The organism is Sphingomonas sp. GW821-FHT03E12, assembly GCF_059420685.1.
This window is the reverse complement of record NZ_JBWKUF010000001.1, coordinates 437587-455906: the sequence shown is the minus strand read 5'-3', so window position 1 is coordinate 455906 and position 18320 is coordinate 437587. Positions and strand designations below refer to the sequence as shown.

The following is an 18320-nucleotide window of genomic DNA, read 5'->3' as shown; positions in this document are numbered from 1 at the left end:
GGCGATCTCCTGTCGCTCATGCGCGAAGAAGCGGTTGAGCAGGCGGAGCAGGCTGTCGTCGTCGCCCTGCATCTCCGCACGCATCACTTCGCCGCCGTCCTGCCAGAGGATGGCGGTCGTATCGTCGGAGAAGATGATGTTGTCGCGCGGATAGCCGCGGCGGAACTTGGCCTCGATCTCCTTGCCGAGATCGTCGCTCGCGTCCTTGGCCTCCCAATAGCCGAAGGGGACGCGCAGCGCGTGGACAAGCGCGCCGTCGACGCTGATCAGCGTGCCCTGTGCCGTGCGGATCTGATGTTCCTCGACAAAGACAAGGTCGAGCGCCGCTTTGCCCCAGGCGCGCAGCAGGCGGGCAAAGGCGGGGCGCAGATTGGTTTCGCGCGTGCTGCCAGTGACGGCGCGCAGCCGGTCGAGTTCAGCTCGGTATTCGTGAATCAGATGCTGGCTCAATGCGATGCCCCTCCAACCACAGGAATGGCTGGCGGGCGCGCATAAGGCAAGTGAAGGGTTATTGGTTCATACCTTCAAGATGAAATAACCAAATAGGCAAAATGCGCTTGACATCGTCACGCTGATTGGGTACAAAACAGGAACGCTGAAGAATTGCGAGTCGGGCGGACCGCGGCACGGCGCAGTCGTGGCGCGGGACGGGCCGAGGCTTTGCCTCGACCGCTGGCCGCGCGCGGAGGCAGGCCCGAGCTGGCTTCGCCCGGCGCGGCCGCCCTGGCGGCAGCCGCTGCGGCTCGCAGCGAACGGGCCGGTGCGCCGACAGGCCGCATCCGGCCCGTTCGCATTTGCGGAGTATCGAGTGCGATGACTGAGACGATCATCGCCCTTTCGGGCGAACGGAAACGCCGCAAGGCGAAGGACAGCAGTTTCGGCAAGACCAAGCGGCAGAAGTTCCTCGATGCGCTGGCGCTGACTTGCAACATCGGCAAGGCGGCGGCGCATGCGCAGGTGCATCGCTCCACCGTTTGCACCACGCGCCAGCGCGACCCGGTGTTCGCCCAGCAATTCCGGGCGGCGCTCGCACTCGGCTATGACCGGATCGAGGCGCTGGTGCTGGAGCATGGCGGTGCGGGCGAGCCGATCGAAGCCGATCCGGACCGTGCCGAGGCCGAAGGCCTGACGCCCGAACCCTTTGATTTCGAGCGGGCGATGAAGGTGCTGCAATATCATCGGAGCGCGCGTAACAGCGAGCCCAATCGCCGCACCGGCCGCCCGCGCCGCGCCGCGACGCGCGAGGAGACCAATGCAGCTTTGCTCAAGGCGCTCGCCGCAGCGAAGCGTCGCGTGGCGAAGCGGCAGGACGGCGATGGCTGAGCACGTGCGGGCCGCAGATGTGGATGACGCATGGCTGCGGGAAGAGGTGGAGGATCTGCCCGCGGACGAGCGGGTGCGGGTGGTGCGCACCCTCAGCGATCCGCAGGCGCGCGAATGGCATCAGCGCTGGGCGATCTGGTGCCATGCCGGGCAGGATTCGCCGGGCGGCGACTGGCGCGTCTGGCTGATCCGCGCCGGGCGCGGGTTCGGCAAGACGCGGACGGGATCCGAATGGGTGAGCGAAATGGCGCGGACGCATCGCGCGGCGCGCATCGCACTGGTCGGCGCGACCTTCGACGAAGTGCGCCGGGTGATGATCGAGGGTGCGAGCGGGCTGATCGCAGTGGCGCGCGACGAGGAAAAGATCGACTGGCGGCCGACCACGGGCGAGCTGCGTTTTGCTTCGGGCGCGACCGCCTATGTCTATTCGGCCGAGGCGCCCGAGGCGCTGCGCGGCCCCGAACATCATTTCGCCTGGTGCGACGAGCTGGGCAAATGGCGGCGGCGCGGCGAGGCGGCATGGGACAATCTGGCGATGGGCTTGAGGCTTGGCGAAGGTGCGCGCGTTCTGGTGACGACGACGCCGCGCCCGACCCGGCTGATGCGGCGCGTGATGGCGTTGCCCGGCACGGTCGAGACGCATGGACGCACCCGCGACAATCCGCATTTGCCGGCGAGCTTCGTCGAAGCAATGGAGGCCGAATATGGCGGCACGCGGCTGGGGCGGCAGGAACTGGACGGCGAGCTGATCGACGAGGTGGCGGGCGCATTGTGGACGCGCGGCATGATCGAGGCGTGCCGCGGGCGGAAGCCCCGGGGCGTGGTGCGCGTGGTGGTGGGTGTGGACCCGCCGGCGAGCGCCGAGGGCGATGCGTGCGGGATCGTCGCGGTGGCGCTGGACGCCGCCGGCACCGGCCATGTGCTCGCGGATGCGAGCGTGGCAGGACTGTCTCCCGAAGGCTGGGCGCAGGCGGTTGCGCAATGTGCCGCGGCGCATGGCGCGGACAAGGTGGTAGCCGAGAAGAACCAGGGCGGCGATATGGTGCGCAGCGTGCTGCGCGCGGCGGATATCGCGATGCCCGTGAAGCTGGTCCATGCCAGCCGCGGCAAGGCGGCGCGGGCCGAGCCGGTGGCGGCGTTGTACGAGGCCGGGCGGGTCAAACATGCCGGGCGCTTCCCGCAGCTGGAGGACGAACTGTGCGGGCTGTCGGCGGGCGGCGGCTATGAGGGGCCGGGGCGATCGCCCGACCGCGCGGACGCGCTGGTCTGGGCGCTCACCGAGCTGATGCTGGGACGGCGGCGCGGGGCGGGCGTGCGGCGCCTCGGATAACCACGCCCGGCTGCGGGCCACCCTGATCGACCGGGAACGAAATCGCCGCGCGAAAGCGCGCGGCGGAATGAATCTGCATCTGTGTAACGCGTGAAAGGATCAGCTTTATGGTAACTGCCGTCAATTCGGTCGCAGCGGTGAAAGCGACGGTCACCAGCGACCTGGCTGTGGCGCTCGACGCGCCGGGCCTTGAGGGATTCTTCTTCTGGACGGCCGGCGATTTCAGCGGCCAGGCGGATGACGTAGACGTCATCGCAAGTAACTATACATCGCTTTCCGGCGGTGCGTGGATCCGCCAGGGCGCAAGGTCGATCGTGTACCTGCCGTCCGATGCGGATGCAGCGAGGCAGACGGTGTCGCATCGTCTCGAGGCGCATCTCTCGCTCCCTGATTTCCGCCATCCGTCCGATACCGACGACACCGCAGCCTGGGGGCGGGCGCTTGCCGCGCTTGCGGCGCGGGGCGGCGGCTCGCTCTACCTTCCGGCGGGCCAGGGGCTGGGCACCGCAGGCGCCTATCGGGCGTCCGGTTTCTGGGGCTTTCGCGTCAACGCGTCGAACATCCGCATCCATGGTGACGGCAAGGAAGCGACCGTCCTGGAGAATGTTGGGACGGGCCATAATGTGATCGGCCTTTACGGCGGCGCCTTCGATCGGGTGACGCTTGCGGACATGGCCGTCCGGAGCCTGAACGGGGGTAACGCCTTCTACGCGAACGAGGGCTTCAGCGCGTCGGGCTGGTTGATCGAGCGGGTGATTTTCGAGGGCGAGGCCGAAGCGGCATTCAACACCGTCCACCTGATCCACGAAGCGGGCACCGATGGCGTCGGCGGGAGCTTCTCAGCGCACTGGACCTGGGTCGATTGCGAGTTCCGTTCGTCCCCGCGCATGGGCATCGAGATCCAGAACCATCGCCACGACGATGCCCAGGACAAGACGGTGAGCGGCTATACCCGCCATCTGTTCGTGCGGCCCCGGATCGAGAATATCGGCGGCGCGACCGCCGTTCCCGGATTTGGCATGAGTTTCAGCGGACGCGGCTCCGGAATCTGCGTGGTCGATCCGTTCTTTCGCAATGTCTCGGCCGCGTTGATCGAACTGATCGGCGTTTCCGATTTCTATGCGCGCAACATCATGTTCGTACCGGAAACGGTTGGCGGCACCGATGCGCTGGTGCGTGGCACCAACGACATCCCGATGCGCAACATCACGATCGACGGCCTGTTTCCGGTGACGGACGAGGGCGATGAACTAACGGGTGCCGAACAGCTCATCCCGCGGCCGGCCCTTCGCTTCGACAATGTCACCGACCTGCTGCTCAACCGGATTGTCGTCCCGCTCGTGGATTACGACGACCCGGACGGCGCCTATATGGTCCGGGCGATCCGCCTCGGCGTCAATTTCCCGAACCATAATGTCCGGATCGTCAATTCGCGGATCGGCGCTTCGGGCCAGTATGTCATCACCTCCGACGGCGGTTCGGTGACCGTCGAAAACAGCATCCTCAAGAGCAGCTGGACCGGGAACGGGATCGAGGGCCTGCGCGGATGGGACAATACCCTGCCGGGCAGCCACTATGTCGTGCGGCACTGCACGGCGGACTTCGCTTCGGCTGGTGTCCTGTGCCAGCCGGTGGGAGGCGCCACCGGATATGCCGCCTATGACACGACCTACGAAAGCGAGCAGGCGCTTCCGGTCGCCCCGATCGCGATTACCGTGGGTGCCGGTTCCCTGCCTTCGCCGTCGGGCGCTGTATCGATTGCCGATGCAGCCGCTCCGACGCCGCAGGAGCTGCTGGCGTTCTGCATCGAACTCAAGGCGAAGGCCGACGAACTCGTTCTCGGGCAGCAGAATTCCGGGCAGATGGGGACCTAAGCAGATTCCTTAGTGCCGATTGCGCGCCGGCCCCGTCCGAATGCTGCGGATAGTAACCATATCCGACAGGTTTTCGTTAGCCTTGAAGCGGCATGACAGCTTTCGGTGGGGCCGGACTGGGGGGCGGCGAGCACTTCCCTGTACCGGTAGTTGATGCTCGCGGGAGGTTGCCCGTGCGAGGCTCTGCGGACGCGCCGGAATGGAATTCGATCCTCGATCAGCGCTCCGGCCAGCGCTTCACGACACTGTTCCGCGTGGCGCGCGTCGTCACCGAGGGCGGCGCGCAGCATCTTTGCCTGATCCGCAATATCGGCGCGGGCGGGCTGATGATCGAGACCTATGTGCCGTTCGGGGTCGGGACCGCGGTGCGGGTCGAGCCCAAGGGGTGCGAGCCGGTCGACGGCAAGATCTGCTGGGTCAGGGACAAGAATGCGGGCGTGGCGTTCGACGCGCCGATCGACGTGGCGGCGTATCTCAGCCTCAACCAGCCGCCGGACCTGCAAGAGACCCCGCGCGGGCCGCGGCTGACCGTCGGCCGCCGCGCGCGGCTGCGCGTCGGGGTGATGTGGCATGTCGTCGAGCTGATCGACCTCTCGCAAAAGGGCGCGAAGGTGCAGAGCGACCTGCCGATGGAAATGGACGCCGGCGTCGAGCTGATGGTCGAACGGCTGGCGCCGGTTTCGGGCCGGATCCGCTGGATGAAGGAAGACCGGATCGGCATCGAATTCTCGACCGCGATCGCGCTGGCGGACCTGGCCGAATGGGCGACCACCTTGCCCGGGGCAGATATACCGCCGCCGATGGACTGAGATACCGGGCTTGCCGCGCCGGAGAGGGCGCGGCGCACGGCGAACCGGGCTTTGCGGGGGCGGCAGCAGCGGTTAGCCTGTTCCGATGTGTGTTCTGGCGCTGGCGTGGCATGCGCATCCTGACTGGCGGCTGGTGGCGGCGGGGAATCGCGACGAGCGGCACGACCGCGCCGCGGCGCCGCTGGCGCGCTGGATGGCGCCGGGCCCAAAGGCGACCCCCGTCGTCGCCGGGCGCGACCTGGTGGCGGGCGGCACCTGGCTGGGGCTGAACGAGGACGGGCGGTTCGCAGCGGTGACCAATGTCCGCGGGGAGGCGCCCGATCCGGGCAGGCAGTCGCGCGGCGCGCTGGTGACGGACATGCTGGCGGGGAACGAGCCCGCGGATCTGGAGGCGTACAACCCCTTCAACCTGATCGCGGTCGAGCCCGAGGGACCGATGTTCCTGACCAACCGGCCACAGCCGCTGCGGCGGCCGCTGGGCGCGGGGATGCATGGGCTGTCGAATGGGCTGCTCGACACGTTATGGCCCAAGACGCTGCGGCTGCAGGCCGGGGTGGCGAGCTGGCTGGCGGCGGGGAGCGACGATATCGAGCCGCTGTTCGCGGCGCTGGCCGACGAGCGGCCGGCCGGAACGCCCGAGCGCGACGAGACGGATTTGTTCGAGCCGGTGCATTCGCCGGTATTCATCCGTAACCCTGTCTATGGGACGCGGTGCAGCACGGTGGTGACGGTGGATGCCGAGGGGCGCGGGCGGATCGCGGAACGGCGGTTCCATGCCGACGGGGCGCCCGCGGGCGAGACGCTGTTGCGCTTTCGCTGGCCGTGAGGGCATGAGGCGCGGATGACAGGACAAGAGCTTTGACCCCGCGCGAACTGATCGATGTGGCCGAGGTGCCGGGCGGCGATCCGCTGCGGCTGTTCCGGCGCGGCGACGACTTCATGATCGTGCTCGACCGCAACGAGCTGATGTCGAGCCGGATGAGCGGATCGGAAGAGGCGCTGGCGGAGATGACGCTGGCGCGGCTGGCGGCACCCAAATCGGCGACCTTGCTGATCGGCGGATACGGGATGGGCTTCACGCTGCGCAAGGCGCTGGCGCTGATGGGGCCGGACGGCAAGGCGGTGGTCGCCGAGCTGGTGCCCAAGATCATCGACTGGGCGCGCGGGCCGATGGCGGAGCTGGCCGCCGGGTGCCTGGACGATCCGCGGACGGACGTGGTGATGGGCGATGTCGGCGCAGCGATCGCGAAGGGGCGGGGGGCATATGATGCGATCCTGCTCGACGTCGACAATGGCCCGGACGGGCTGACGCGGCTGGCGAACGACCGGCTCTATACGTTTGACGGGCTGCGCGCGGCGAAGGCGGCGCTGAAGCCGGGCGGGGTGCTGGCGGTATGGTCGGCGGGGCCGGACCCCCGGTTCGCGCGGCGGATGCGCGAGGTCGGGTTCGAGGTGGAGGAGGTTGCGGTGCGCGCGCGGCAGAACGGCAAGGGGCCGCGCCACGTGATCTGGTTCGGAAAGCGTTGATTTGACCCGCTGACGCGGGCCGGCACCGTCCATCGCCGTAAGGCGATCACAGGAGATATCTTCATGAACTGGTTCGGGCGGAAGTCCGGGCGCGATGCGTCGCGTCCGGCGTTGACGCGTGCACATGGCGGGGCAGCGATGCTCGGCGAATGGCCGCAAAGCTATGAGGCGCAGGTGCGCGAGGGTTATTGCGCGAACCCCGTGGCGCAGCGCGCGGTAAAGATCATCGCCGAGGGCGTGGCCGATGCGCCGATCGAGGCATCGGACCCGGCGCTGCTGGCGCTGGCGGCGGCGCGGACGCAGGGGCAGGAGCTGATTGCGGCGCTGGCGGCGCAATTGCTGCTGCACGGCAATGCGTTCGTCCAGATCCTGGGCGACGGCGCGGGCGGCGTGGCGGAGCTGTTCGCGCTGCGGCCCGAACGGGTGTCGGTGGAGACCGATGCCGGCGGCTGGCCCGCCGCCTATCGCTATCGCGTCGGCGGGAGCGTGAGCCGGATCGCGGCGGAGGACGCGGCGGGCAAGCCGCAGGTGATCCACCTCAAGGCGTTCAGCCCGGTCGATGATCATTACGGGCTCGGTTGCCTGGGCGCGGCGAGCGGCGCGGTGGCGATCCACAATGCGGCGACGCGCTGGAACAAGGCACTGCTCGATAACGCCGCGCGGCCGTCGGGGGCGCTGGTCTATGATCCGGGAGACGGGAGTGCGCTGGCGCCCGCGCAGTTCGAGCGGCTGAAGGCCGATATGGAGGCGGCCTTTTCGGGTGCGGCCAATGCCGGGCGGCCGATGCTGCTCGAGGGCGGCCTCAAATGGCAGGCGATGAGCCTTTCTCCGGCCGACATGGATTTCGTCGGCCTGAAGGCCGCGGCGGCGCGTGAAATCGCGCTGGCGTTCGGGGTGCCGCCGATGCTGATCGGGCTGCCCGGCGACAACAGCTACGCCAATTATCGCGAGGCCAACAAGGCGGTGTGGCGGCTGACCATCCTGCCGCTCGCCGAGAAGATCCTGACCGAGCTGGCACAGGGGCTGAGCGGCTGGTTCCCCGACGCCTGGCTGCGCGTCGCAATCGACAAGGTGCCGGCGATGGCCGAGGATCGCGAGCGGCTGTGGAGCAGCGTCAGCGCGGCGGATTTCCTGACGACCGAAGAGAAGCGCGCCCTGTTGGGTCTTGAGCCGGGACTGGAGCCATGAACGCGCCGGTGAATGGCAGCTTGCTCGCCCAGCTGATCGCGCAGGGTGCAGCCGAGGGCGCGGACCTGGCGACCTTGCGCGCGATCGCCGAGGAGGCGGGCGAGCTGGGCGCGAGCCGCGCGCTGACGCGGCTGGGGCTCGACGACCCGCAGGCGGCCAAGGATATGGGCGAGCTGCGCGAGCTGCTGGGCGCATGGCGCGACGCCAAGCGATCGGCGGTCAAGGCGGTGGCGGAATGGGTGGTGCGGATGCTGCTTGCGCTCGTGATCCTGGGGCTGGCGGTGAAATTGGGCTTCTGGGGGCTGGGCAAGTGAGCGTGCGCTTTGCGGGCTATGCCGCGGTGTTCGATGCGCCCGACCGGGGCGGGGATGTGATCCGCAAGGGCGCGTTCGGGACGCGGCTGCGGCGGGTACCGCTGCTCTGGCAGCATCGCGGCGAGCCGGTCGGCATGATCGAGGCGATCGGCGAAGATGCGCGGGGGCTGCGCGTGACGGGCCGGGTCGATGTGCCCGAGCTGGCGGGGCTGGTGGCGAAGGGCGCGGTGACCGGCCTCAGCTTCGGCTACCGGGTGCGGGACGCGCGGCACGGGCGGTTGCGCGAGCTGAATTCGGTCGAACTGTGCGAGGTCAGCCTGGTGGCACGGCCGATGCAGGCGCTGGCGCGCGTGCATGCGGTGCAAGACCATCGGGATTGCGCAGAGACCGGCGGGTGCTAGCTTCGGCCAGATCAGCGGGGGAAGAAGATGCAGGGATTCGAGCCGTTGCCGCGCGCACGCTTCAGCATCGAAGTGGACGAGGGCGGGGAATGGGTGGTGTCCCGCGCGCGGCGCAACTGGTTCGCGCTGCCCTTCCTCGCGGTTTGGCTGACGATGTGGACGATCGGCGGTGTCACCGCGATCGGCATCCTGCTGACCGGACCGGTGCCCGCAGGCGAACGGCTGTTCATGACGCTTTGGCTCGCCGGCTGGGCCGCGGGTTGGATATTCGCGGCGTCCTGGCTTGGCTGGCAGGTCGGCGGCAGGTCGCAGATCGGCGTGCGCGGCGGTGCGCTAGAATATCGCTGGCGGATGCCGTTGCTGTCGCGCACCCGGCGCTATGACGGGCGCGAGGTGCGGCGGCTGCGGACGGCGCGGGCTTCCTGGCCATGGAATGCGGGCGGGTTCATGCAGCCTAACTACCCGCCCTTCTTCCCGATGACGCCGGGCAGTGTGCAGTTCGACTATGGCGGCCGGACGATCAACGCGATGCCGGGGCTGGATGAGGCGGAAGGCAATGCGATCGCAGCGTGGCTGGCCAAAAGATTGCCGGCAGGTGCGCAAATGACGGGAGGCGGGGATGACGGCGATCGCGTGTGATTGCGGCACGGTGCGGATGGAAGCCGAGGGCGCGCCGATGCTGAGCGGTGTGTGCCACTGCACGAGCTGCCGCACCGCGGGAGAGGCGCTCGATGCCGCATCGGGCGGCGCGCCGATCGTCGATGCCACGGGCGGAACGTCGAGCGTGCTGTGGCGCAAGGACCGGGTGCGCGTCACTGCCGGGGTCGAACGGCTGGAGGCGCATCGGCTGACGCCGCAATCGCCGACGCGGCGGATGGTCGCCACCTGTTGCGGGGCGCCGATGTTCCTCGACTTCACCAAGGGTTTCTGGGTTACGGTCTATCGGGCGCGGGTCGCGGATGCTCCCGCACCGACGATGCGGGTCATGACCGGCGACGTTCCCGCCGATATCGTCCTGCCCGATGACGGGCTGGCGCGATTTCGCGGACATTCGGGACGTTTCATGCTGAAGCTGCTCACGACCTGGACGGCGATGCGGTTCCGGTCCCCGAAGATCGCGGGCTTGCCGGACTGACGCCGGACCCGCGGCACTGACGACATTCTGAAGGCATGTGGCGGGACCGGACGGTCCCGCCTCCACCCTCCGCGTGCGGAGGGGACCCCCTTTCCTGACCGGGAGGGGTTTTTCGCATGGGAGAAAGACATGGAGACGAAGGCGGACGTCCTCGAACAGTCGTTCGAGGCGATGGAGGGTGCTGGCGTGCCGATGGCGCGGCCGGTGCTGGAGGGTGCGCGGACGCCGAATGGCGCGGCGTTCGAAGGGTTCCTGCGCAGCGGCGCCGGCGCGCTCGAGATGAAGGCGATGTCGGGCGCAAGTGATGCGGCGGGCGGCTATGCCATCCCGCGCGAGATCGACGCGCTGGTGGATTCGACGCTGGCGAGCATCTCGCCGATCCGCGCCATCGCCAATGTGGTGACGGTGGGCAGCGCGGGGTATCGCAAGCTGGTCGCGTCGGGCGGTACGCCCTCGGGCTGGGCGGCGGAGACCGGCGACCGCGACGAAACCAATACCGCGACCTTCAACGAGATCGCGCCGCCGATGGGCGACCTCTACGCCAACCCGGCGGCGAGCCAGACGATGCTCGACGATGCGGCGTTCGACGTCGAGGCCTGGCTGGCTGACGAGATCGCCCGCGAGTTCGCCCGCGCCGAGGGCGCGGCATTCGTGAGCGGCAACGGGGCGAACAAGCCCAAGGGCTTCCTGGCCTATGCGACCGCGGCGACCAGCGACGGAGCCCGCGCGTTCGGCACGCTGCAGCATGTCGCGTCGGGCGCATCGGGCGCGTTCGCGGCGAACCCGGAGGAGAAGCTGATCGACCTGGTTCAGGCGCTGCGGCCGCCCTACCGGCAGGGTGCGGTGTTCGTGATGAACTCATCGACGCTGGCGCGGATCCGCAAGTTCAAGACCAGCGATGGCGCCTTCCTGTGGCAGCCGGGCATCGCGTCGGGCCAGCCGGCGACCCTGCTGGGCTACCCCGTGGCCGAGGCCGAGGACATGCCCGACATCGCCGCGGGATCGCTGTCGATCGCGTTCGGCAACTTCAAGGCCGGCTATCTGATCGCCGAGCGCGGCGAAACGCAGATCCTGCGCGATCCGTACAGCAACAAGCCGTTCGTCCACTTCTACGCCACCAAACGGGTCGGCGGCGCGGTGACCAACAGCGAAGCGATCAAGGTTCTGAAGTTCTCCGCATCCTGACGGATGCGGTGGCAAGCTGCTCAAATTCAGCGCGACCTGACGGGGCCGGCGAACGGGTCCCCGACAAGGCGGGCGGCGCATATGTGCCGCCCGCCCTCCCTTCATTCCGGCCCAGGAGGGCAAAGCGATGACCGATCAATTCCAGAATCATGGCGACCAGGTGTCGGCCCCGGCGACGCATGCCGTGGCAGTGACGCCGCATGACAGCAACGCGCTGACCGGCGTTCCCAAGGCGATCTATGTCGGATCGGGCGGAAATGTGACGATGCGGGGCGTGAAGGGAAGCGCGGACCAGCTGTGGAAGAACGTGCCGAGCGGTACGATCCTGCCGTTCCGGGCGAGCCATGTGCGCGCGACCGGGACGACCGCCGCCGACATTCTGGCGCTCTTCTGATGCCCGGCCTGGGGCTTTCGATCCCGGAAGCGGCCGCGCGCGGCCGCGGCGATCCGGACGTGCTCGCGCTGATCGGACGCATGACCACCGCACCCGATGTGGCGCGGGTATCGGCGATCGGCCGATTGGTCGGCGCACTCAAGGCGGCGGACATCTGGCCGCGGCTCCACGCGCTCTATCTGCTGGCGGCGCATGATGCGCAGGCGGCGCGGCTGAACTGGGTCGCCGCCAGCCACGTAATGACCCCGGCCGGCGATCCCGCCTTTACCGCGGATCGAGGCTATCTGACCGCTTATCTGAAACATCTCGATACCGGCATTGCGCCTTCGGACCTGCCGTCGCGGGACGATTGCTGCTTCGCACTATGGTCGCTGACGCCGGACTATACGGGCGGTGACGGCAGCGGCATCTTCGAGGCCGGCGGTGGTATCCAGCTCAAGACGCGCGACGGTGAAGATCGCCTTGGCGGTCGCATGAACCAGATCGGCACGGTTGCAAGCGAGGCGGGGACTGTGCCGGACGGGAGCGGGCTGTTCGCGCTCAACCGGTCAAGCGCGACGCGGGTGCAGGGCTATCGCAACGGCGTGGCGCTGATCGACGCGTTGTCGAGCCCGTCGGAACCGGCCGTGAGCGGCACGATCCGGCTAGGGTATCTCGGCCCCTATTACCCGTCCTACAGCCCCATCGAAGTCGCCGCCTGCGTGATCGGGGACAGCCTGGACGCCGGCCGGCAAGTTGCCCTGCATTCGGCGATCGCCGCGTATCTGACCGCGTTGGGCGCGGACTAGGCCGCACGCGCCGGCACGACCGACCAGAAGGAAACCAGCCATGACTCCAGCGCCCTTTCCCGAGGCGGCGATCGCCGCCGCGCGGGATGCCGCCAAGCAACATCTGCGGATCGGCAACGATACCGAGGATGCGATGATCGAAACCATGGCCGCGACGGCTATCGCCCTGGGCGAAGCCTTTACCGGCATCGCCTGGATCACGCGCGAATGGCGCGCGACGATTGCCGCCGACGGTGCATGGCACATGCTGGCCGTGGCGCCGGTGCGCGCGGTGACCCGGGACGGCGGGCTGCTTGACGATACCCATGCCGTCGATATCGATGCCCGCGGCGAAGGCCGGGTGCGCGTGACGCGCGGCGGCGATGCCGCGCTGGCGGAGATCCGCTGCGAAGCCGGTATCGCCGCCGATTGGGACACGCTGCCGGCGCCGCTGAGGCAGGGTACGGTTTCGCTGATCGCGCATCTCTTTGCCCAGCGCGACGGCGTGGTGGTGGCGCCGCCGGCCGCCGTCGCTGCGCTGTGGCGGCCCTGGCGGCGGGCGCGCCTCGCATGAACCGGGCTGTCGAGCGCCGCGCCGCGGCGGCGGCGGAACGCGCCGCGATCCGGCTGGCGGAGCGGCTGCGAGCGGCGCTTCCCGGCGTGGCGGTGGAGACAGGCACGGACGCGGTGCGGCTGAGCGGTCGCGCTCTGCGCAAGGACCCCCGGCTGCGCTGGATAGGAGGATGGCTACGATGAGCGTGCAGGCATTGGTGCAGGCAGAGGTCGTCGTGGCGCTGAACGGCGAGGCGCTGCTTGCAGAGACGGCAACGGCCGTTTTCGACGCGCCGCCGTTACGTGCCGCGTTGCCCCATGTGGTGGTCGAGGAACCGCTGCTCGCCGATTGGAGCACCAAGGACATGGCCGGACGCGAGGGCCGGATCGCGGTCGTCGTCCGCGATGGCGGCGAGCGCCCGGAGCGGCTGCGCATGCTGGCCGAAGCGGTCGAGAACGCGGTGCTGGGGATGAATCGCGACCTGGGTGGCGGCTGGCGGATCGCGAGCCTTGTCTTCGTGCGCGGACGGATCGCGCGCGAGGGCATGGGCTGGGCCGCGACCAGCGAATTTCGGGTGCGGATGTTGAAGGAGGATTGAGATGGCAGCGGAGAAGGGAAGCGCGTTTCTGCTCAAGGTGGGCAATGGCGGATCGCCGGTGGCCTATGCGACCGTGGCGGGGCTGCGGACGACGCAGTTGAGCGTCAATGGCGAGGCAGTGACGATCACGTCAAAGGACTCGGGCGGGTGGCGCGAGCTGTTGTCCGGGGCGGGCGTGCGCAGCGTGAGCGTGTCGGGGGCAGGGGTGTTCACCGGGAGCGCGGCCGAGGCACGGGTCAAGACCAATGCGCTGTCGGGACTGCTCGACGATTACCGGCTGAGCTTCGAGAGCGGCGAGACGATGACCGGGCGGTTCCTGGTCACGCGGCTGGACTATGCCGGGGATTTCAACGGCGAGCGCAGCTACACGCTGAGTCTGGAGAGCTCCGGGCCGGTGGTGTCGGCGTGAGCGCGAACCCCGCGCGCGGCGAAGCGGCGTTGCGTGTGGCCGGGGTGGCGCTGGTGCTGCGGCCGAGCTTTGCCGCGCTGGTCGCGGCGGAGGCGGAACTGGGGCCGCTGTTTGCGCTGGTCGAGCGCGCCGCGGACGGGCGGCTGGGCATCGGCGAGATGGTCGCGCTGTTCTGGCACTGTCTGAGCGAGCGCCCCGAGGGGCTGACACGCGATGCGTTCGGCGAAGGCGTCGCTGCGGGCGGACTCGCGGCGGCGACGCCTGCCCTGAAGCTGCTGCTCGGCCAGATCCTGGCAGGGCGATGAACGAATTCGCCGAAGCCGCAGCACGGCTGGCAGGGCAGGCGGGGGTGGTCTTCGGCTGGACCCCCGACACCTTCTGGCACGCCACCCCGGCTGAGCTGACGGCGCTGGTGCGGGCGCTTTCGGGCGCGAGCGAGGGCGCTGTGCCGCCCGACAAGGGCATGATCGCGGCGATGATGGAGACGTTTCCCGATGGATGAGGAAATCGAGCGGCTGGTGGTGAGCGTGCGCGCCGACACCCAGGGTTTTGCGAGAGACGTGGCCGAGATGCGCGGATCGATCGATGGACCGCTGCAGGCCAGTGCCGAGCGCGCAGGCGACGCGATCGAGCGGACGTTGATGCGCGCGGCACGGACCGGAAAGCTGGGATTCGAGGATCTGAAGCGCGTGGCGATGAGCGTGCTGGGCGAGATCGCGGCGGGTGCGATGCGCGACGGGCTGGCGGCGATCTTCGGCGGAGGGAGCGGCGGCGGTCTGGGCGGGCTGTTCGCGAGCCTGTTGGGTGCGCCGGGCCGCGCGACGGGCGGGCCGGTCTCGCCGGGTCGCGCCTATTGGGTCGGTGAGCGCGGACCCGAGCTGTTCGTGCCGACCGCGAGCGGTCGCGTCGATGTGCCGGCCGCGAGCGGCGGCGGGCGCGATGTGCGCGTGGCGATCACGATCAATGCGCCCGGCGGCGAGGGCGCGGGGGCGCTGCGGCAATCGAGCCGGCAGGTCGCCCGTGCGGTCCGGTCGGCGCTGGCGGGGATCGAGTGATGGGCTGGTGGCTGGCGCGTGAAGCTACGGTGCAGGAGACGGGATTCGTCTCGCGCTTCGACCCGCGCTTCTGGACGGTCAATTTTCCGCGGCCGATGATGGCCGCGGTGACGACGACCGCGCCCGATGCGCTTCGGGTCGATGCGGTGTTCTACCGGCAGGACGACCTTGCCGGGTTGATCTGGGAGAGCGAGGACCGGCACGATCACCCGCTGCTGGCCTATGAGACCAGCCGCGATTTCCGCGGATGCCGGTTGCGTTTCCACTGGCGATCGTCGGGTCTGGTGGCGCTGGATGCGGTCAACGGTCCGGTACTGACGATCGAGGGGCGGGACGCGAGCGGGACGGCGCGTGCCTGGTATGTGCGGTTGTGGAACTATGCGAACGGCACGCCCGAGGATGCGGCGGTGTCGCTCGACTTTGCCGCGATGGACGGCGGTTTCATGTTGCCCGGCGAGGCCGATCCGGTGTGGGCCGGCGATATCGACCGGATGTTCGTGAGCCTGGTGCCGCAGGGCTATGCCGGGACCGATGCGCCGCTGGCGGCGCCGGTCGAGGGTTGGGCCGAGTTGAGCCAGATCGTGGTCGAGGGGCCGGCGGCGGTGCTGGCGATCGGCGATGTCGTGGTCCCCGAGCACGGGCTGTCGATCTGCAGCGGCTATGACGACAGCTATCATCTGACCCCCGCCCGGCTGCTGCGCAACGCACTCCAGCTCGGCTATCGCGGGGACATCGTCCACTATGTCGGGATGAGCCATTATTTCCGGCTCGAACCCAATAGCGGCGGCTATTATGCGAGCCTGACCGGCGGGGCGCTCAATGCGCCCTGCGCGGCATGGCACCGGGATTTCGCAGCACAGGCCAAAGCGCTCGGCTTCGGGGTGATCTGGTCGCTCAGCTACGAACTGTTCGACGCGCATTGCTGGAATGACTGGAAGCAGCGCGCCCTCGACGGATCGCCTGCACTGACGGGGTGGACGCCGCCCTCGGCGTTGCTCTCGCCCGCGCATGGCGGCGCGATGGGCTATCTGCAGGCGGTCGCGAAGGCGTTCGTGTGGATCGCGCAGGGCGCCGGGCTCGACGTCAGGTTTCAAGTCGGCGAGCCCTGGTGGTGGGTGATGGCCGATGGACGGCTGTGCATCCACGACGATGCGGCAAAGGCGGCGCTGGGCAATCCGCCCGAGCAAAATGTGCGCGGCGATCCGGATACGGACGTGCTGGATGCGGCGGGGGCACTGCTTGCGGAATCGACCGCGGCGCTGGGCGTGGCGGTGCGGGCCGAGGCGGCCGGTGCACAGCTCTTGCTGCTTGCCTATCTGCCGACGGTGCTCGACCGCGAGGCGCCCGAGCTCAAGCGCGTGAACCTGCCGGTCGGCTGGGCATCGCCTGCGTTCGATATACTTCAGCTCGAGGACTATGACTGGGCGGCGGCTGGCAACGCCGTGGCGAGCGCGCGCGGTGTCGCGCTGGCGCAGGCGCGCCTCAATTATCCGGTCGCGCGGCAGCACTATTTCGCGGGTTTCGTGCTCAACCCCGAGGACGCGCATCAGTGGCGCGGCATCGCCGATGCCGCGGAGACTGCGCGGCGGCGCGGGGTGGGCGCGACGTTCATCTGGGCGCTGCCGCAGGTGATCCGTGATGGCTTCACCACATTCGATCAGGAGGATGACGTGCAAGCGTTCGATGATGTGTTGTTTCCGATCGCGCTGGGGCGCGAGGCGGAGGTGGCGCCCGAGGTCTCAACCGCTATCCTGACCAGCGCGGGCGGGCACGAGGCGCGCAGCGCGGCCTGGGCAGAGGCGAGGACGCGCTACGATGTCGGTCCGGGGGTGCGCAGCGAGGCGGATATCCGCGATCTGCTCGCCTTCTATCGCGCGCGGATGGGGCCGGCGCGCGCGTTCCGGCTGCGCGATCCGTTCGACGATTGCTCGAACGACGAGGGTGAGCCGGGCGCGACCGATCAGCTGATCGGTGAGGGCGATGGCGAGCGTCAGGGCTTTGCGCTGGTCAAACATTATGGCGAGACGGCGCGGCGGATCACCCGGCCGGTGGCGGGGAGCGTGCGCGTCGCGGTCGACGGGGTCGAGACGGTGGCGTTCGAGCTGGACACCGGCGGCATGGTGGTGCTCGACACGCCGCCGGGCGAGGGATCTGTGGTGACGGCGGGGTTTCGCTTCGACGTCGTGGTGCGCTTTGCCGAGGATTCGCTGAGCGTCAGCCGCGCGACTTTTATGGCTGGAGCCGCGCCAAGCGTGCCGCTGGTCGAGGTGCGCGAGATATGAGCTGGCTCGAAGAGCCGCTGGCGACGATCGCCCTGTGCTGGCGGGTCGAGCGGCGGGATGGCATCGCGATCGGATTGACCGCGCATGACCGCGACCTGACGGTGGACGGCTTCGTCTATCGTGCGGCACCCGGGATGACACCCTCAGCGATCAAACGCAGCGCCACCTTCGATGCCGACAGCGTGGACGTGACCGGGGCGCTGAGTGGCGCGGCGATCAGCGAGACCGATCTGCTGGCCGGGCGCTGGGACGGGGCGCGGGTAGCGTTGTTCGCGGTGGATTGGGCGAATCCGGCCGAGCCTGTGCCGCTCGGCGAGGGGACGATCGGCGCGGTCGAGCTGAAGCAAGGGGTGTTGACCGCCGAGCTGCGCGGGCTGGCCGCGGCGCTGGAGGCGCCGGTGGTCGAAGTCACCTCCCCCGAATGCCGCGCGGAGCTGGGCGACAGGCGGTGCCGGGTGGCGATGGCCGGGCGGCGGCGGTTTGCGCGGGTGACCGCAGCGGAGGGTGCGGCGCTGACGCTGGACGTCAGCGAGCCGGTTACGGGCGGATGGACCGGCGGGCGGCTGCGCTGGATCAGTGGCGGCAATTCGGGGCTGGAAGACGCGATCGGCGTGTCTGCGGGGGCGGTGGTGACGCTGCGGCGCGAACCGCGCTTCGCTGCGGCCGATGCCTTGGTGGAGGTGAGCGAGGGATGCGACAAATCGATCGCGACATGCGCCGCCCGGTTCGCCAACGCGGCGAACTTCCGCGGCGAGCCCTATCTGCCGGGGATCGACCTGCTGACCCGTTATCCGGGGGCATGAGCCCGCTCGAGCGGGCGCGCGGTGCGATCGGGGCGAAGTTCAGACTTCATGGGCGGACCGTCGAGGACGGGTTGGATTGCGTGGGGCTGGCGGCGCTGGCCTACGCGGCAGAGGTGCCGCGCGGCTATGCGCTGCGGTCGGACGATGTGCCGCGGGTGATCGGCGGGATGGCGGCGGCGGGGCTGGTGCGTGTGAATGATTGGCGAGCAGGTGATCTGCTGCTGTTCCGCGCCGGACCGGGGCAGTTGCATCTGGGAATCGCAAGCGAAGCGGGCGTGATCCACGCCGATGCGTCGTTGCGGCGCGTGGTCGAGCGGCCGGGCGCGCCGCCATGGATCGAGATCGGCCGCTGGCGCCGGCTGGAATGAATGGA

25 protein-coding genes are annotated in these 18320 nt (G+C 69.1%); all 25 read left to right on the top strand.

What is annotated here, in order from left to right; all coding sequences use genetic code 11:
• Positions 1-18 precede the first annotated feature (18 nt).
• Positions 19-495, top strand: coding sequence for a hypothetical protein (locus AC07TU_RS02105; RefSeq protein ID WP_495186263.1), 477 nt, complete (start codon positions 19-21; stop codon positions 493-495).
• Positions 496-813: 318 nt separating this feature from the next.
• The gene (locus AC07TU_RS02100) at positions 814-1323 is read left to right on the top strand and encodes a hypothetical protein (protein ID WP_495186262.1); all 510 of its coding nucleotides are present in this window, start codon (positions 814-816) and stop codon (positions 1321-1323) included.
• Entirely contained in the window at positions 1316-2653 is a 1338-nt protein-coding gene (locus tag AC07TU_RS02095; protein ID WP_495186261.1) for a DNA-packaging protein, read from the top strand. Before AC07TU_RS02100 ends, AC07TU_RS02095 begins: the two co-directional genes overlap by 8 nt.
• 107 nt (positions 2654-2760) lie before the next feature.
• The gene (locus AC07TU_RS02090) at positions 2761-4527 is read left to right on the top strand and encodes a hypothetical protein (RefSeq protein WP_495186260.1); all 1767 of its coding nucleotides are present in this window, start codon (positions 2761-2763) and stop codon (positions 4525-4527) included.
• Between the two features lie 173 nt (positions 4528-4700).
• Positions 4701-5336 (top strand): PilZ domain-containing protein, encoded by a 636-nt coding sequence (locus AC07TU_RS02085; RefSeq protein WP_495186259.1) that lies wholly within the window; start codon positions 4701-4703, stop codon positions 5334-5336.
• Positions 5337-5421: 85 nt separating this feature from the next.
• On the top strand, positions 5422-6162 hold the full coding sequence (locus tag AC07TU_RS02080) for an NRDE family protein (protein WP_495186258.1): 741 nt from the start codon (positions 5422-5424) through the stop codon (positions 6160-6162).
• 32 nt (positions 6163-6194) lie between these two features.
• Positions 6195-6863, top strand: a complete 669-nt coding sequence (locus tag AC07TU_RS02075; RefSeq protein ID WP_495186257.1) for a spermidine synthase — start codon at positions 6195-6197, stop codon at positions 6861-6863.
• A 63-nt stretch (positions 6864-6926) separates the two neighbouring features.
• Positions 6927-8051 (top strand): phage portal protein, encoded by a 1125-nt coding sequence (locus tag AC07TU_RS02070; protein ID WP_495186256.1) that lies wholly within the window; start codon positions 6927-6929, stop codon positions 8049-8051.
• Positions 8048-8365, top strand: coding sequence for a DUF6127 family protein (locus tag AC07TU_RS02065; RefSeq protein WP_066572483.1), 318 nt, complete (start codon positions 8048-8050; stop codon positions 8363-8365). Before AC07TU_RS02070 ends, AC07TU_RS02065 begins: the two co-directional genes overlap by 4 nt.
• Entirely contained in the window at positions 8362-8766 is a 405-nt protein-coding gene (locus AC07TU_RS02060) for an HK97 family phage prohead protease (protein WP_495186255.1), read from the top strand. Before AC07TU_RS02065 ends, AC07TU_RS02060 begins: the two co-directional genes overlap by 4 nt.
• Before the next feature lie 27 nt (positions 8767-8793).
• Entirely contained in the window at positions 8794-9405 is a 612-nt protein-coding gene (locus AC07TU_RS02055) for a hypothetical protein (protein ID WP_495186254.1), read from the top strand.
• Positions 9386-9901, top strand: coding sequence for a GFA family protein (locus AC07TU_RS02050; RefSeq protein ID WP_495186253.1), 516 nt, complete (start codon positions 9386-9388; stop codon positions 9899-9901). The genes AC07TU_RS02055 and AC07TU_RS02050 overlap by 20 nt, the downstream gene beginning before the upstream one ends.
• Before the next feature lie 129 nt (positions 9902-10030).
• Positions 10031-11086 carry a phage major capsid protein gene (locus AC07TU_RS02045; protein ID WP_495186252.1) on the top strand — a complete coding sequence of 352 codons (1056 nt, stop codon included), beginning with the start codon at positions 10031-10033 and terminating at the stop codon, positions 11084-11086.
• Positions 11087-11213: 127 nt separating this feature from the next.
• On the top strand, positions 11214-11480 hold the full coding sequence (locus tag AC07TU_RS02040) for a spike base protein, RCAP_Rcc01079 family (RefSeq protein WP_495186251.1): 267 nt from the start codon (positions 11214-11216) through the stop codon (positions 11478-11480).
• Positions 11480-12268: a hypothetical protein gene (locus AC07TU_RS02035; RefSeq protein ID WP_495186250.1), complete on the top strand. Its 789-nt coding sequence runs from the start codon at positions 11480-11482 to the stop codon at positions 12266-12268. The genes AC07TU_RS02040 and AC07TU_RS02035 overlap by 1 nt, the downstream gene beginning before the upstream one ends.
• A gap of 40 nt (positions 12269-12308) precedes the next feature.
• On the top strand, positions 12309-12821 hold the full coding sequence (locus tag AC07TU_RS02030; RefSeq protein ID WP_495186249.1) for a head-tail connector protein: 513 nt from the start codon (positions 12309-12311) through the stop codon (positions 12819-12821).
• Positions 12818-13003, top strand: coding sequence for a hypothetical protein (locus AC07TU_RS02025; RefSeq protein ID WP_495186248.1), 186 nt, complete (start codon positions 12818-12820; stop codon positions 13001-13003). The genes AC07TU_RS02030 and AC07TU_RS02025 overlap by 4 nt, the downstream gene beginning before the upstream one ends.
• Complete coding sequence (gene gp17 / locus AC07TU_RS02020; RefSeq protein WP_495186247.1) at positions 12991-13398, top strand: tail completion protein gp17; 408 nt, start codon at positions 12991-12993, stop codon at positions 13396-13398. Before AC07TU_RS02025 ends, gp17 begins: the two co-directional genes overlap by 13 nt.
• A 1-nt stretch (position 13399) precedes the next feature.
• Positions 13400-13807 carry a phage major tail protein, TP901-1 family gene (locus tag AC07TU_RS02015; RefSeq protein WP_495186246.1) on the top strand — a complete coding sequence of 136 codons (408 nt, stop codon included), beginning with the start codon at positions 13400-13402 and terminating at the stop codon, positions 13805-13807.
• A complete protein-coding gene (locus tag AC07TU_RS02010; RefSeq protein ID WP_495186245.1) occupies positions 13804-14112 on the top strand; it encodes a GTA-gp10 family protein in 309 nt (102 codons plus the stop codon). Before AC07TU_RS02015 ends, AC07TU_RS02010 begins: the two co-directional genes overlap by 4 nt.
• The gene (locus AC07TU_RS02005) at positions 14109-14309 is read left to right on the top strand and encodes a phage tail assembly chaperone (RefSeq protein ID WP_495186244.1); all 201 of its coding nucleotides are present in this window, start codon (positions 14109-14111) and stop codon (positions 14307-14309) included. The genes AC07TU_RS02010 and AC07TU_RS02005 overlap by 4 nt, the downstream gene beginning before the upstream one ends.
• Positions 14302-14862 carry a tail tape measure protein gene (locus AC07TU_RS02000; RefSeq protein WP_495186243.1) on the top strand — a complete coding sequence of 187 codons (561 nt, stop codon included), beginning with the start codon at positions 14302-14304 and terminating at the stop codon, positions 14860-14862. The genes AC07TU_RS02005 and AC07TU_RS02000 overlap by 8 nt, the downstream gene beginning before the upstream one ends.
• Positions 14862-17144 (top strand): DUF2460 domain-containing protein, encoded by a 2283-nt coding sequence (locus AC07TU_RS01995; RefSeq protein ID WP_495186242.1) that lies wholly within the window; start codon positions 14862-14864, stop codon positions 17142-17144. The genes AC07TU_RS02000 and AC07TU_RS01995 overlap by 1 nt, the downstream gene beginning before the upstream one ends.
• Complete coding sequence (locus AC07TU_RS01990; protein ID WP_495186241.1) at positions 17141-17947, top strand: phage/gene transfer agent baseplate hub protein; 807 nt, start codon at positions 17141-17143, stop codon at positions 17945-17947. The genes AC07TU_RS01995 and AC07TU_RS01990 overlap by 4 nt, the downstream gene beginning before the upstream one ends.
• Positions 17944-18315 carry a C40 family peptidase gene (locus AC07TU_RS01985; RefSeq protein WP_495186240.1) on the top strand — a complete coding sequence of 124 codons (372 nt, stop codon included), beginning with the start codon at positions 17944-17946 and terminating at the stop codon, positions 18313-18315. The genes AC07TU_RS01990 and AC07TU_RS01985 overlap by 4 nt, the downstream gene beginning before the upstream one ends.
• Positions 18316-18320 lie beyond the last annotated feature (5 nt).